Source organism: Aeromonas sp. (assembly GCF_050252055.1).
Classification (GTDB): Bacteria; Pseudomonadota; Gammaproteobacteria; order Enterobacterales; family Aeromonadaceae; genus Aeromonas; species Aeromonas caviae.
In genome coordinates, this window is sequence record NZ_JBFWLQ010000013.1 from 1 (window position 1) to 13,945 (window position 13,945).

The 13,945-nt window shown below is 58.2% G+C and carries 10 protein-coding genes and 1 riboswitch; of the genes, 4 read left to right on the forward strand and 6 right to left on the reverse strand.

Annotation, left to right across the window (positions count from 1 at the left end):
* Nucleotides 1–614: 614 nt before the first annotated feature.
* Nucleotides 615–1,106, forward strand: a complete 492-nt coding sequence (locus tag AB7E19_RS18845; protein ID WP_322131094.1) for an RNA-binding protein — start codon at nucleotides 615–617, stop codon at nucleotides 1,104–1,106.
* A gap of 3 nt (nucleotides 1,107–1,109) precedes the next feature.
* Here AB7E19_RS18845 and murI read toward each other — a convergent pair whose 3' ends face one another.
* Complete coding sequence (gene murI / locus AB7E19_RS18850) at nucleotides 1,110–1,898, reverse strand: glutamate racemase (RefSeq protein WP_322131095.1); 789 nt, start codon at nucleotides 1,896–1,898, stop codon at nucleotides 1,110–1,112.
* Between the two features lie 108 nt (nucleotides 1,899–2,006).
* Nucleotides 2,007–3,872 (reverse strand): TonB-dependent receptor domain-containing protein, encoded by a 1,866-nt coding sequence (locus AB7E19_RS18855; protein ID WP_214003651.1) that lies wholly within the window; start codon nucleotides 3,870–3,872, stop codon nucleotides 2,007–2,009.
* Nucleotides 3,873–3,924: 52 nt separating this feature from the next.
* Nucleotides 3,925–4,102, reverse strand: a riboswitch (cobalamin riboswitch).
* Between the two features lie 207 nt (nucleotides 4,103–4,309).
* Here AB7E19_RS18855 and purE point away from each other — a divergent pair.
* Entirely contained in the window at nucleotides 4,310–4,819 is a 510-nt protein-coding gene (gene purE / locus AB7E19_RS18860; protein WP_029313402.1) for a 5-(carboxyamino)imidazole ribonucleotide mutase, read from the forward strand.
* Entirely contained in the window at nucleotides 4,816–5,940 is a 1,125-nt protein-coding gene (locus AB7E19_RS18865; protein WP_049636933.1) for a 5-(carboxyamino)imidazole ribonucleotide synthase, read from the forward strand. The genes purE and AB7E19_RS18865 overlap by 4 nt, the downstream gene beginning before the upstream one ends.
* Before the next feature lie 72 nt (nucleotides 5,941–6,012).
* Here AB7E19_RS18865 and AB7E19_RS18870 read toward each other — a convergent pair whose 3' ends face one another.
* The 3 genes from AB7E19_RS18870 to AB7E19_RS18880 all read right to left on the reverse strand — a co-directional run bounded on the left by AB7E19_RS18870 (nucleotide 6,013) and on the right by AB7E19_RS18880 (nucleotide 9,711).
* Nucleotides 6,013–7,206 carry an L-lactate MFS transporter gene (locus tag AB7E19_RS18870; protein WP_322131096.1) on the reverse strand — a complete coding sequence of 398 codons (1,194 nt, stop codon included), beginning with the start codon at nucleotides 7,204–7,206 and terminating at the stop codon, nucleotides 6,013–6,015.
* A 109-nt stretch (nucleotides 7,207–7,315) separates the two neighbouring features.
* Nucleotides 7,316–8,044, reverse strand: coding sequence for a LytR/AlgR family response regulator transcription factor (locus tag AB7E19_RS18875; RefSeq protein ID WP_069651566.1), 729 nt, complete (start codon nucleotides 8,042–8,044; stop codon nucleotides 7,316–7,318).
* Nucleotides 8,038–9,711: a sensor histidine kinase gene (locus AB7E19_RS18880; RefSeq protein ID WP_039040684.1), complete on the reverse strand. Its 1,674-nt coding sequence runs from the start codon at nucleotides 9,709–9,711 to the stop codon at nucleotides 8,038–8,040. The genes AB7E19_RS18875 and AB7E19_RS18880 overlap by 7 nt, the downstream gene beginning before the upstream one ends.
* A gap of 161 nt (nucleotides 9,712–9,872) precedes the next feature.
* Between AB7E19_RS18880 and AB7E19_RS18885 the strand changes: the two genes are divergently transcribed.
* A complete protein-coding gene (locus AB7E19_RS18885; protein ID WP_045522692.1) occupies nucleotides 9,873–10,313 on the forward strand; it encodes a hypothetical protein in 441 nt (146 codons plus the stop codon).
* Nucleotides 10,314–10,344: 31 nt separating this feature from the next.
* Here AB7E19_RS18885 and AB7E19_RS18890 read toward each other — a convergent pair whose 3' ends face one another.
* Entirely contained in the window at nucleotides 10,345–13,944 is a 3,600-nt protein-coding gene (locus tag AB7E19_RS18890) for an ATP-binding protein (RefSeq protein WP_427936227.1), read from the reverse strand.
* Nucleotide 13,945: the final 1 nt, after the last annotated feature.

Below are 13,945 nucleotides of genomic sequence, written 5' to 3' on the forward strand. Positions count from 1 at the left end.
CTCTTCAATTTAAGTTTGGTTGCCAATTAAGGCGGCTCAATGAATTGCTGAATTAACTGCTGCAACTAAAAGTTGCTTTGGTCACTTCATCAGACATTGATATCAAAAATTGTTTTTGATGCTCGATACTGTGAGTGCCCACACAGATTGCTTGATTCAAATTGTTAAAGAGCGTCACGCTTATCGCGTTGAGGAGGCGCATACTACGCCTCTCACTTCGAAAGTCAAGCGGTTGTTTTCGCTTTTCTTTCGGCGCCCACTTCCTAAGAAAGCTGGCTCATCAGGTTGGCGTGTTCCGCCGTGCTGGTAGGGGCGCATTATAGGGAGGCCGGTTGCGATGACAAGGGATTTTTTGAAGAAAGTCACGGAAACTTCAAATTATCCAGTTAGAAACAACTTACCCAGTGTATATATACAATGTTATCCACAAGCTGATGATTTCAGCCCTCTTTTATTGGCATTTATCAGGATCTTCCTGGCTGAAGGAATGCCATACTGAAGCGGATAATTTGCCTCAAGTGGTCCATGGTAGCGTCTGGTCGTAAAGCTGGTTACCATGAAGGTGAATAAAGTGTTGCACCTTTTTTGCTTTCATTTACAAAAGGTCTTTAAAGATGAATTTATCCAAGTTTCCCGTTTATGTGCAGGCAGCAGTTCTTGCTCTGGTATTGGCGCTGTTCGGCTATCTGGTTGCCCAGGCCCTGCAGTTCTCTCTGAAAGTCGAAGTCATTTTTGCCGCCGGTCTGGCCATTGGCGGTTTCGTGGTACCGCTCTTCCTTAACCGTGCGCCTGCCACCGCCCTCGAACAGGCAACCAGCCAGGAGACCTGTACCTTATATGTAGGCAACCTGCCCTATCGCGCCAACGAGATTGCGGTGCGCGAACTCTTTGCCGAGCAAGGTCAGGTACTGTCAGTTCGTCTGATGAAGGACAAGGCCACCGGCAAACGCAGGGGCTTCGGGTTTGTGGAGATGCCTGTCGCCGATGCGGCCAAGGCCATCGCCGCGCTCAATGACAAGGAGTATCAGCAGCGCACCCTGAAAGTGCGTGAAGCAAATGACAAGCGGGACCGGGATGAGAAGGACGTCAACGACGTCGACGCCTGATATTCAGTACACCACTTCTTCGAGTGACGACAGCCCCCAAGCTTGCAAGGGGGCTGTCAGTTTCTGGGCCCCAGCATCCAGTCGCGTGCAGTAGGCACGTCCCGTCCCCTCGCCAGGCGCCTGGACCGGCAGTGTCGCCAGCAGATGCGCCACCCGCCTTGCCACGGCAAGACCCGAATCGACCAGTTGGCATTCCGGCATCAGCTGTTTGATCTCTTCGTTGAGCAAGGGGAAGTGGGTACATCCCAGTACCAGGGTATCCGGCCTCTCCTCCCCTTCCATCCAGTCTGTGAGCACCTCTCTGAGCAGGGCCATATTGACCGGCAACCCCGCCAGCTTGCGCTCGGCTTCGATAACCAGTTCGGTGGCTCCCTTCAGCAGCACATGCTTGCCCGGGGCGAACTGGGCGATGAGTTCATGGGTATAGTCACGGCTGACGGTGCCGGGCGTTGCCAGCAGACCGATGTAGCCGTTACGGGTCAGGGCGGCGGCAGGCTTGATCGCGGGGACCACGCCGACCACGGGAATGCTGAGTGCGGTACGCAGGGATGGCAGGGCAATGGTGCTGGCGGTATTGCAGGCGATCACCACCAGATCGATGGCGTGCTCGGCCACCATGTGGCTGACCAGTCCGGTACAAGCCTCGATGAGGGCCGCCTCACTCAGCTCGCCATAGGGAAAGTGGGCATTGTCGAAACTGTAGAAATAGTTGTGCTCCGGCAGAGCGCGACGGATCTCCCGATAGACGGTCAGACCGCCCATACCGGAGTCGAACACGAGAATATTGGCCACCTGAGCTCCCCCTTGAATGCGAGGCCGCGATCATACTCCCGCCCGGCGCCAATAGAAAAGGCCCTGCCAATGGCAGGGCCCCTGATTTTTCAGATCCAGACAAGGGGATCAGAGTGCGTAGTCCACCGTCACATAGTAGGCACGCTCGTCAGCCGGGTAACCCACCGAGGTCTGGTACTCCTTGTCCAGCAGGTTGCTGATCTTGCCGGAGACCTTCCAGGACGGTGCAACCTGATAGCCCACCGCCAGGTTCCACACGCTGTAACCGCCCAGCTGGGTGGCATTGGCCGCGTCACCATAACGCTCACCCTGGTAGATCCAGCTCAGGGAGCCATCGAACTGCTGCCACTGCGCCTGGCTCACCCACTTGGCACCCTTGCGGGAGATCAGCTGCAACTGCTTGTCGGTGACCTTGTCCTTGGGATCCTTGTATTCGGCGGAAACGCGATGGCTCAGCCAGCCGGTCTCGAACTCCCCTTCCAGCTCAACCCCTTCAATCCGCGCCTTGCCGACGTTTTGCGGCGTCCACATGCCCTGGCTGTCCGGTGCCCACTGGATCATCTGCTCGAAGTCGTTGCGATAACCGGTCAAGCGCCACTCCACACCAGCGGTCTGTCCGTCCAGCATCAACTCGTGGCTTTTCGACTCTTCCGGCTTCAGATCAGGATTGCCGGACCCCGGGTAGTAGAGATCGTTGAAGGAGGGGGCACGGAAACCGGTGCCGTAGCGGGCACTGAGGCGATAATCCTCAACGAAGCGCCAGCCAGCGCCGGTTTGCCAGGTGTTGTGACGTCCGAACTGCTCGTTGTCATCGCTGCGACCGCTCAGCTCGGCCTGCCAGACCTGGTTGTCAAACTGGGCCAGGGCATAGAGCCCGGTGTTGTCACGCTCATCGGCGTCACTCGGGAAGGCGACGCCAGAGGAGCGGGAACTATCGTCCAGCATGTCGCGCTGCCAGTCGGCGCCGCCCCCCAGGGTCCAGCTCTCGTCCAGTTTGACGCTGTTGACCCAGTTCAGGGTGTATTGACGGGTATAGAGTCGATCAGCGGACTGATCGCGGCCGCTGGTATCCGGGTAGTCGTAGGCATCCTGTTTGGAGAAGGCGCCGCGCAGTTCGCTCAGGTAGCGCTCGTCATGATAGCGGGAGCCGAGCTGGTAGCTCTGGTTCTCGGTCCAGGTCTCGTTGCGTTGATGAAACGCCGGGCCCCAGGCGGAAGCGGCAGAGGATCTGTCGTACTGGGCAATGTTGCGGAACCAACGGGTCGTACCGAACAGATCCCAGTTGCTGGCCAGCGCCTGCTGATAATCCACCATGGCGTTGTAGCCCCGGTGGCCATGCTTGTCGCCATCGTTCACCCCGACGATGGGATGCACGTTGTAGCCGGTCTCGTCATCGAAACCACCAGCGACCTTGATCTGACCCGCATCACCCACCTGGCTGGCGCTGCTGAAGGCGGCCTGACGCTGCTTGTGGGAGCCCGCACCCAAGTTGAACTTGTGTTGATTGGTCCCCTGATCCGGGCGAGTGATGATATTGATGACCCCACCGATGGCATCGGATCCATAAATGGTGGCGCGCGCACCGCGGATATATTCGATCCGCTCCACCTGGTTGAGGGGCAGGTTGTTGAGCTCGGTCATCCCGGCGGTCAGAGAGGCGCTGCGCACCCCGTCCACCAGCACCAGGGTCTGGGAAGAGGTGCCACCACGTACCCGCAGCGAGCTGAGCTGGCCGCGGCCGCCGTTGCTGACCACTTCCACGCCGGGCAGGGTCTTGACCACGTCGGTCACGGTCTGGGCTTGCAGGCGATCGATCTCGTCACGGGTCACCACGTTGACGGGCGCCAGCACACTGGAGGCAGGCTGGGCGACACGGGTAGCGGTCACCACCATGGTGGGATTGACGGGGATGGTCAGTTGTTGGGCAAAGGCCGCCGTTGGCAACAGGGCAGCCGCCAATAATGTCTTGGACATGAGAGATCCTTAAGTTCGCGTAAGCATCTACTTCGTGGCCGGTTTCTCTCGGCCCGAAATACGAACTTTGGCAGGTCTTCGGGCTTGGGGGCTGATGGCCTACGGCGACGGCTTCCCACCTGACGGCAGTGCCCTGATGTCGCTTCGTTCCCCCTTACCGCTGCGCGCCAGCTCCGGATTCTCACCGGATTCCCTTTTAAGCATGATGCGCCAAAGCGGGGGGATTATAGGCAGAGCCGTCTTGGATGTATAGCCATCTGGATTTCTAATGTCGTTTTTACCCAAAGTCGGTGCCAAGTGGCGCATATCCTCGCCCCCTCTCGTACCTTGAGGCTCGTTGACCGTCATTCGAGCGGGTCAAACACAAGAAATGTTGAGCCAGATCCCACGGCTTTTTGGTAACATGCGGCAAACGTTTGACATCCGAGGAAGCCGTAATGACGACCCCCCCTATGATCGGCCTGGTAATGGGCTCCGACTCTGACTGGCCCGTGATGCAGGCCGCCGCCCGCATCCTCAAGGAGCACGGCGTGCCCTATGAAGCGCGCGTCGTATCCGCCCATCGCACCCCGGATCTCCTGTTTGAATATGCCGCCAGTGCGCGCGATCGCGGTCTGCGCGCCATCATCGCCGGCGCCGGCGGCGCAGCCCACCTGCCGGGCATGCTGGCCGCCAAGACCACGATCCCGGTGCTGGGCGTGCCCATCCCCACCCGCCAGCTCAAGGGGATGGATTCCCTGCTCTCCATCGTGCAGATGCCCAAGGGCGTGCCGGTCGCCACCTTCGCCATCGGCGAGGCGGGTGCCGCCAATGCCGGTCTGTTCGCCGTGTCCCTGCTCTCTGTCGCCCAGGATGGCGACGCTCCCCGTTATCACCAGCAGCTCGATGGCTTCCGCGCCAAGGAGCGCGACCGGGTGCTGGCGCTCACCCTGGAGGAGCCGGCATGATACTGCCCCCCGCCACTTTGGGTATGCTCGGTGGCGGCCAGCTCGGCCGCTACTTCGTGATGTCTGCCCACCGTCTCGGCTACAAGGTGATAGTGCTGGACCCGGACCCCATCAGCATCGCCGGTGCAGCCGCCGACGAGCAGATCGTTGCCGCCTATGACGATACCGATGCCCTGCGCGATCTGGCCAGCCGCTGCGACGCCATCACCTGCGAGTTCGAAAACGTGCCCGCCGCCTCCCTGGCCCTGCTGGAGCAGTACAAGCCGGTGCGTCCGGCCGCGAGCGCAGTACGTGTCTGTCAGGATCGCCGGGAAGAGAAAGCCTTCCTGACCCGCGCCGGCGTACCGGTCGCCCCGAACCTGACCCTGCTGCCCGGCGAGCCGCTGCCCGCCCTGCCCAGCGACCTCTTCCCGGCCATCCTCAAGACCGCCCGCGAGGGCTACGATGGCAAGGGGCAGTGGACTATCCACAATGCGGGCGAATTGCCAGCGGCCCTGGCCGCCAGCGGTGTCCCTTGCGTGCTGGAAAAACGCCTGCCACTGGAGGGGGAGTTTGCCCTCACCCTGGCCCGCAGTCCGAGCGGTGCCATCAGTGCCCTGCCTCTGGTGCAGAACTGGCACAGCGGCGGCATCCTGGATCAGACCCGCTCCCCGGCCAATGTGCCCGCCCTGGAGCGCGAAGCCCAGCGCATCGCCGAGCACATCATCGCCGCCCTCGACTATGTGGGTGTGCTGACGGTGGAGTTCTTCCTGGTCGGCGGTGAACTGCTGGTCAACGAGATGGCCCCCCGGCCCCACAATTCGGGTCATCCCAGCATCGACAACGCCGGTTGCAGCCAGTTCGAGTTGCAGGTGCGCGCCCTGTGCGATCTGCCGCTGCCGGCACAGGCTGAGGTTCAGCCCGCCATCCTGCTCAACCTGCTCGGGGATCTGTGGCAAGACGGCACGCCGGACTGGGCCGGCGCCCTGGCCCTGCCCGGGGTGCACCTTCACCTCTATGGCAAGGGCGAAGCCCGCCCCGGCCGCAAGATGGGCCACGTCACCGTCACTGGCCGCGACTGGGCGGCGGTCGAGGCCACCGCGCACCAGCTGCGCGCCCTGCTGGGTCTGCCTCCGCGCTGAGTCCACCCCTTGACATGCAAAGACCCGGGCCAAGGCCCGGGTCTTTTTTTATGACTTGAGAAGCGAGAGGGGTCAGGCCCTGTCGACAGCCGCAACGGGAGCTGGCAGGCGGATGGTGAGGGAGAGCACCAGGGCCACCACCAGCAACACCAGAATGAGGTTGAAAGTCGCCATGAAGCCGCCAAACAGGGAGGCCACGATGGAGCCGATGATGCTGCCCAGACCAAAGCCCAGATAGATGACGCCGTAGTTCTTGGTCAGGTTGTTGAGGCCGAAGAAGTCGCTCACCAGCGAGGGGTAGACGGTGATGGTGCCGCCGAAGCTGAACGCCACGCAGGCCACTGCCACGAAGAAGAGGTTGGCATTGAGCGGCACGAACAGCAGCAGCGCCATGCCCGCCAGGGTAATCAACTGGGCGATGGTGATGACCCGGATACGGGACATCTTGTCGGAGAGGATCCCCAGCACCAGCCGGCCGCCCAGGTTGGCCATGGCGATGATGGCGACGGCGTTGGCGGCGACCACGGCCGGCAGGCCCACCATGTTCTCGCCGATGTCCTTGGCCACGCCGATGACGTAGAGACCGCTCATGCAGGCGGTGAGGAACATCAGCGCCAGCATCCAGTATTGGGGCTTGCGCATCGCCTCGGCCAGGGTGAAGTCGCGGCTCTCGCTCTGCTGCACGGCGGCGGCCTGCTTGGGCGCATCCTTCATCAGCATGCCACCCACCAGCACCATGGACATGGCGATCAGCCCCCACAGCTGGAAGGTGGTCTCAAGGCCATTGCTGGAGAGCAGCAGCAGGTTGATGTACTTGAAACCCAGGCTGCCGAGGCCATAAGCACCGATGGAGCAGGCGGAGATGAGCCCCTTGCGCTCCGGGAACCACTTCACGCAGTTGGAGAGGGTCATCAGGTAACCGGTACCATCGGCAAAACCGACCAGGATGCCGGCGCAGAGGTAGAGCATCGCCAGGTTGCTGGCATGAGCGGTGAGGAAGAAGCCGATGCCGAGCAGCACGCCGGCGCCCAGGGTGACGTTGCGCACCCCGAACCGCTCCTGCAGCTTGCCCGCCAGGGAGGAGGCCACCGCCAGGGAGAGGCTGAGCAGGCCAAAGGCGAAGGCGACCTGGCTCACCGGTTCGTCCAGCTTGTCGGAAAGCTGGGCGTTGAACAGGCTCCAGGTATAAACGGAACCCAGTGCAAACTGGGTGATGATGGTACCGATCAGTGTCAGGTACCGGGTGCGATTCATCTCTTTGGTCATGATGCGTCTCGAGGAATGGCCTTAAGGAAACTGGGGCCACTATAGGCAAGACGCCACTCCCGCCGACCGATTAAGGCATGAAATGCAGATCGGCGGGAATGAATGACAATCAGAGCCGCATCAGCTGACGGAATGCCTTGATGTTGCTGCGGCTGACCGGCACCTCGAACGGCAGGTCATGGAGCCGGATGAGATAGGTGCTGTTGAACCAGGGCACTATCTCGCGGATCTTGTTGATGTTGACGCAGTAGGAGCGGTGGCAACGAAAGAACCCCTCGGCAGGCAACCGACTGACGAACTCGCTGAGGGTCATGGTCATCACGTAGCGATCGGTACGGGTGTAGACATGGGTCAGCTTCTCGTCGGCTTCCGCGTAGTAGATCTGCTCGCAGGGGGTGACGATGATGCGCTCCCCCTTCACCAGATTGACGGTGCGGTTCTGTGGCAACCCGGACTCCGCACCCTGGGGCTGGGACTTGCCCGCCAGTTCGAGCTTCTGCAGCAGATTGATGAGACGCGGCTCGTTGTAGGGCTTGAGGATGTAGTCGAATGCCTCCAGCTCGAACGCCTCCACCGCAAACTCCTTGTAGGCGGTGACGAAGACGATGTGGGGCGGATGGCTGGACTTGTGCAGGTTCTTGGCCAGCAGCAGGCCGTCGATGGCGGGGATCTGGATATCCAGAAACACCACGTCCACCTCGTGATCCTGCAGATACTTGAACGCCTCCAGCCCGTCCTCGAAGCTCGCCACTATCTCGATGTTGCTGTGCTGCCCCACCAGAAAGGCCAGCTCCTCGCGGGCAAGGTATTCGTCTTCCACTATGATGGCTTTCAGCATGGCATTGCCTCCTGATCAGGCAGATAGAAACAGACTTCGGTCCCCGGCTCCAGCCGCTTGAGGTGCAGGCCGTCGCCATAGAGCAGCTTGACACGCTGATGCACGTTCATCAGACCGATGCTGCGGCTTTCCACCCGACCGGCGGCGACCCCGTCGATCACCGCCTGGCTGATGCCGTAGCCGGTGTCGCGCACCGCGACCCGGATGCCGCCCGCCAGCTGCTTCACCTCGATGGTGACCCGACCCGGCGCACTGCGGGGCTGGATGCCGTGCAGGATGGCGTTTTCCACCAACGGCTGCAACAGCAGGCTCGGCACCTGGATATGCACGTCGTCCACCTCAAACACCACCTCCAGCTTGTCGCCGAAGCGGGCCTGCTCGATGGCCACGTAGTCGCGCACCTGCTGCAGCTCCTCCTGGATGTCGATGAGGGTGTCCCCCTTGTTGAGGTTGTAGCGCAGGTAATCCGCGAGGTTCGCGATCAGCTGGCGTGCCTGCTGGGGACGGATGCGGATCAGCGACGAGATGGCATTGAGGGCGTTGAACAGGAAGTGGGGGTTGATCTTGCTCTGCAGCGCGGTGAACTCCGCCTTGCGGGTCATCTCCTTGAGCTGCTCGATGCGCGACACCTCCATCTGGGTGGAGATGAGCTGGGAGAGACCCACCGCCATCTCCTTGAGGGAGCTGGTGATGCTGTGGGTGCGGCGATAGTAGATCTTGAGGGTGCCGCTGACGGCGCCGTTTTCCCGCAGCGGAATAATGATGACCGAGTGGAAATCGGAGAGGTGATACTGGCGCAGATCGTTGTTGATGATGATCTGGTCCAGCAGCACCGCTCTGTGGGTCATGTCGCTGATGGCGTGGTGCTCGTCCAGCTCGTAGTAATCCTTGCCCACCCCCACATAGGCCAGCACGTCGCGGGTATCGGTGATGGCCACCGCATCGGCGCTGATCTCGCTGCGAATGATGCCGCACACCTGGCTCAGGGAGTGGCGATCGATGTTCTGGAAAAACGGCAACGTCTTGTTGGCGATGTCGAGCGCCAGCTTGGCCTGCTTGGCGGCAATCAGCTCCTTCTCGTCATCCAGATCCTGCACCAGCTTGATAATGAGCCCGATACAGAGCGCACCGGCGATCATCGGGTAGGCAATATGACTGACTATCTCCACACCTACCGCATGGGGCTCGGTCAGTTGCCAGATAAGCAGCATGGTCAGCCCCTCGCAGGCCATGCCCGCCAGGATGCCATAGAGCCAGAGCCGCGACTTGCGACAGCGCAGGTGCAGCCAGGTGGCGAGCAGGCCGGCGATGATGCTGGCGATGAGACAGGGAATGGAGGTGTGGCCATCCATGTCGATGAGATAGCGGTGCAGCCCCGAGATGACCCCGGCCGGAATGCCGACCCAGGGGCCGAACAGGATGCCGCCCGAGATGATGGCGATGATCCGCACATTGATGAGGGCCCCCTCCACCGGAATGCCGGTGTAGGTGCTGAACACCGCGAACAGACAGAAGATGGCCGCCACCAGCACCAGCTCAGCAGGGGTGTGGTCACGCTTCTGAAACAATCGCTGAAACGGCCGGGTGCGGGTGAGAAGAAAGAGCGTCATCAGCATCAGCGCCGCCCGCTCAAACACCGCCAACAACATCATCTGATTTTCGAGCATGGCTCTCCTCCGTCAATGGCATGGCGCCAGGGGGCGGATCATACCCCTTATCTGCCGCCGACTCATGGGCGAATCCGGGGAGAGCGGTTCAGCTTTCGGGGAAAGCGCCGATAAGAGGAGGCCCTCGCCAAGGAGGGCCCAGTCCGACAAAGGAGATAACTATGTTTCAAAAAAGCATGGTGCTGGCAGTGATGATCGGTTGCAGCAGTGCCGCCGTTCACGCCAATACGCAGGTGAGCCAGCTGAACTGGCAGGCCACCGCCAGCAAAGAGACCAACATGGAAGTAGCGCTTACCCACCCAGGCCTCCAGGCCATCAATTCGGATCCGGCACAGGCTCCCGTCCAGATCCTGGCAGCAGACCTGAGCCACCCGGATTTCAACACCACCTATCGTTTGCAAGCCCGCGCACTCTACGGCTCCCTGCCACAGCAGGATGATCTCCGGATCACGCTGGCGCTCAACGGACAACCCCTCGAAGCAAGCCGCGCCCTCCCCCTGGCGCAGGCGACCCGCTATTACCTCAGCTATCAGGCCCCGTCAGCCAGACCGGACCAGGTGGGCGAAGCCGCCTATGAGTTGATGGTGTACTGGCTGGGCTGACCACAGGAGCCGAAGGCATGTTCCCATGCCTTCATTCCTCCCCTTCCATCACCTGCAGTTGGGTCGCCGCCAGCCGAACGACCTCGTACTCTTGCTGCAAACGGACCAGCGCCTCGGGCAGCCTGGCCTGATCGAGCTCCCAGGATTCTATTTCGCTGCAGGTCGCCACCAGTTTCAGAGTGCCCATGATCCTGGCGCCCCCTTTCAGGCGATGTATGCGGTCGATGAACTGGCCGACATGCCCCTCCTCCGCGGCCCGTTGCAATCCCGCGATATCGTCGTCACTGGCCCGCACGAACTCGGCCAGCAGAGGCACCATCAGGGTCGACTGGTGTGCGGTCAGCGGCCCCAGATACCGCCGGATCTCCTCCATGCAGACGACCATGTCACTCTGCTCTTCCCGCTGCATGTGCCGACGCAGGCAATGATCGAGCGCCTCCAGCCCGACGGGCTTGAACAGACAGTCATCCATCCCTGCCGCCTGCCCTTCATTGATCTGCTCCTGCCGCGCATCGGCCGTCAGCCCGAGGATCACGGTGCGTCGCCAGCCGTGCAGCCGCTCCAGCTCCCGGCATTGGCGAACCAGCTCGAAGCCGTTCATGCCGGGCATGTTGAAGTCGGTCATGATGACATCCACCCTGGCTCCGATCAGCAGCCGCAGCGCCTCTTCTCCCGACTCGACGGCCGTGGCGTCATGACCCAGATAAGCCAGTTGCTGGCTGACCAGCAACCGGTTGGCTGGATGATCGTCCACGACCATGATCTTCAGTCGCCGCACCGGCTCCACCGCCGGCTCCTGTGCAGGCGTGGCGGGCATCGCCACGGCATCGGCCACCGGCAGCTTGATCTCGATACTGACCCGGGTCCCCTGCCCGGGCGCACTCTCCAGTTGCAGGGAGCCGCCCATCGTCTCGCACAGGGAGCGGGAGATCATCAAACCCAGCCCAGTACCCGACTGCTGGATTTTCTCGGGTTGGCTGGCCTGGCTGAAGGGCTCGAACAGCCTGGCCTGCTCGGCCTGATCGATGCCGATTCCGGTATCCAGAATGGTGAGCTGCACGGTACACCAGCCATCGCTGACCAGGGAGGCCAGCGTCACCGTGACCGACCCGCGCTCGGTGTACTTGATGGCGTTGCTGATCAGGTTGGAGACGATCTGCTTGTAACAAAGACCATCGATCTGCACCCAGGACGGATCGCCCGTGACGAGATCCAGCCGCAGGTTTTTCTGCGTCGCCAGCGCGGTAAAGACGGTGACGACCGACGCTGTCAGGGTCACGATGTCATGGGGTTCGGGGGCAAGTTCGAACCGGCCAGACTCGATCTTGGAAATATCCAGGATGTCGCCGATGAGGCTCAGCAGATCGCTGGCCGAGCCATGGGCAATGGCGAGGGAGGCCTGATCCTCCTCGTGCAGCCGACCCCGCTTGAGCGCCAGTTCCAGCAAGCCGATGATGGCATTCATGGGGGTACGGATCTCGTGGCTCATGGTCGCGAGGAAGGTGCTCTTGGCACGGTTTGCCTCCTGGGCCTCCTGGCTGGCCACCGCCAGCTCACGCACCAGAGCGGCTCGCTCGCTCACATCAATCCATCCCCCGACAACGCCCTGCACTTCACCGGAAAGCCCTCGATAAACCTGTAACCAGTGATATATATCGACTTCACGGTCTGCTAGCTGAATATGATGGTCCTCATTTCGTACAACCCCATCCTCTAGAGTCTTTCTAAAAATATCCTCCAACACACTGAAATGAGGCCAGCGATGCTCTGCATCTGATATATTTGAGCCAAGCAACTCCTTTTTTTCTACGCCAATAAATTCTGCATAACTACTATTGCAAAGAATGAGGCATCCTGAACTATCTCTTGCATAAATTGGATGTGGGGTACTATCAACCAACTCTTCGATAAACTTCAACTGAGACCCAAGCGCATGCTCCGCTTTATTTCTATGTTTAATTTGCCAACGAAGAGATAAGCTCCAAAGTCCACCGCACAGGAAAATAAACAATGTGAAAGATATAGTTAATCCGAACTCGTTCAAGACGTCTTGCCATGTAATTAATTCCTTTTTGGCACTAACCCTCCAACGGGTTGCCAAGCTCTCTAGTTCATCTGGTGGTATAGAGGACAACACTTGACTCAATATATTAATTAAAGGCTTCTGACTAGGTAGAGCAGCAAAGCTAGCCCCAATTGGAGTTGACTCAAAAAGCTCTCCAGCAATAAACAATGTCTCTGAGTATTCTGAACTAACAAAAAATTTTGCAATCCTTAGTGGTAATACTATGACATCACATAAATCCCTCTCAACACATGCAAGTGCATTATCTACCTTAGTAAAAGACACTGTGTTACCCGCTTTAGCATTCTCACTCTTAACATATGGAATAAACTCTTTAATCTGCGCAACTCTCCCAATTCTAAGGAGTGTTTCTGGATCAACGCCTCTATTTTTTATATTTATTACATATACCAATGGGTCAAGAGCAAAAGATCGACTAAAGATAAACTTTTTACGCCTATCCTCACTTGAGGACATTATCATAAGATCAGCGCTCCCTGATGCCACCGCGTCAATTTGTTCACTCATTGACGGAAATGGTAACACTTCAATGTTTATGCCCAGCTTCGAACCTATTATTTGAAATAAATCTGCCGCCATACCATGTAGATTACCCTGCACATCAATAAAGCTCAATGGTGGCAACCCTGTGTTAACAGCTATGGAGATGCTACCTTTATCGTTAAGCAATTGCCAATCTTGCATACTAAGTCGAGCCCGAGCAGACTGAATTGATAGACCACCACCACTCCAGCGCTTTATTATAGAAGATGTATGCATCTCAGAAACAGAAACAAGTGCTGCATTAAGAATGTTAATCAACATACTGTTATCAAACTTCACAGCAAAAGAAAAACCTCCAGTGTCGGAGTAAATAGGTCTAACCAATTGGATCCGATCCTGATAAAACTTATTTACAATAAAGTTACCCGAAATCATATCAATCAAGACTGCGTCCGCCTTTCCATATGCAACGGCAGCCACAGCAGCATAACGAGATGGATATATTTCTACTTTCTTTCCAGGTAAATATCTTATTACTTCGGAAAGTGGTAGGTATGATTCAGGAATGGCAACCTTTTTAAGGTCATCATTATTAACACCAAAGCTTTTATATATGGCAGGTTCATCCATTATATATGGATTAGTTAACAGAAGTCCCTCTCCAACTTCATAGCTATTAGCAGACCCAATAAAATCTGCATCTTCATTTTTTACAGCTTCAATGGCTTTCTCTCTTGATGAGTATGTTTTTACAACAACATCTATACCAAGACTACTTTTCAATATCCCAACGATGTCAGCAGTTACACCTTCGTAGTTTTTAGACCTCAGAGTAATATCCATTGGTGGATTATCTGGTAATGGAACTGCCAGAACCAAGTTATCTTTTTTTTTCAACCATAACCACTCTTCTGCACTTAAGAATGGTGTCATCCTATTATAATCAGGTAATGACTCCCTTGAAAAAACCTCTATGATACCTTTATTATCATGCTCATCCGCCATTAATAATATAGGTAGGCTATATATAATGATCAATAAGGTTAATACATAACTATGCATT

Coding starts and splice junctions, on each gene's coding strand:
- AB7E19_RS18845 (WP_322131094.1), top strand. CDS start 615: ATGAATTTATCCAAGTTTCCCGTTTATGTGCAGGCAGCAGTTCTTGCT.
- AB7E19_RS18855 (WP_214003651.1), bottom strand. CDS start 3,872: ATGTCCAAGACATTATTGGCGGCTGCCCTGTTGCCAACGGCGGCCTTT.
- purE (WP_029313402.1), top strand. CDS start 4,310: ATGACGACCCCCCCTATGATCGGCCTGGTAATGGGCTCCGACTCTGAC.
- AB7E19_RS18865 (WP_049636933.1), top strand. CDS start 4,816: ATGATACTGCCCCCCGCCACTTTGGGTATGCTCGGTGGCGGCCAGCTC.
- AB7E19_RS18870 (WP_322131096.1), bottom strand. CDS start 7,206: ATGACCAAAGAGATGAATCGCACCCGGTACCTGACACTGATCGGTACC.
- AB7E19_RS18875 (WP_069651566.1), bottom strand. CDS start 8,044: ATGCTGAAAGCCATCATAGTGGAAGACGAATACCTTGCCCGCGAGGAG.
- AB7E19_RS18880 (WP_039040684.1), bottom strand. CDS start 9,711: ATGCTCGAAAATCAGATGATGTTGTTGGCGGTGTTTGAGCGGGCGGCG.
- AB7E19_RS18885 (WP_045522692.1), top strand. CDS start 9,873: ATGTTTCAAAAAAGCATGGTGCTGGCAGTGATGATCGGTTGCAGCAGT.
- AB7E19_RS18890 (WP_427936227.1), bottom strand. CDS start 13,944: ATGCATAGTTATGTATTAACCTTATTGATCATTATATATAGCCTACCT.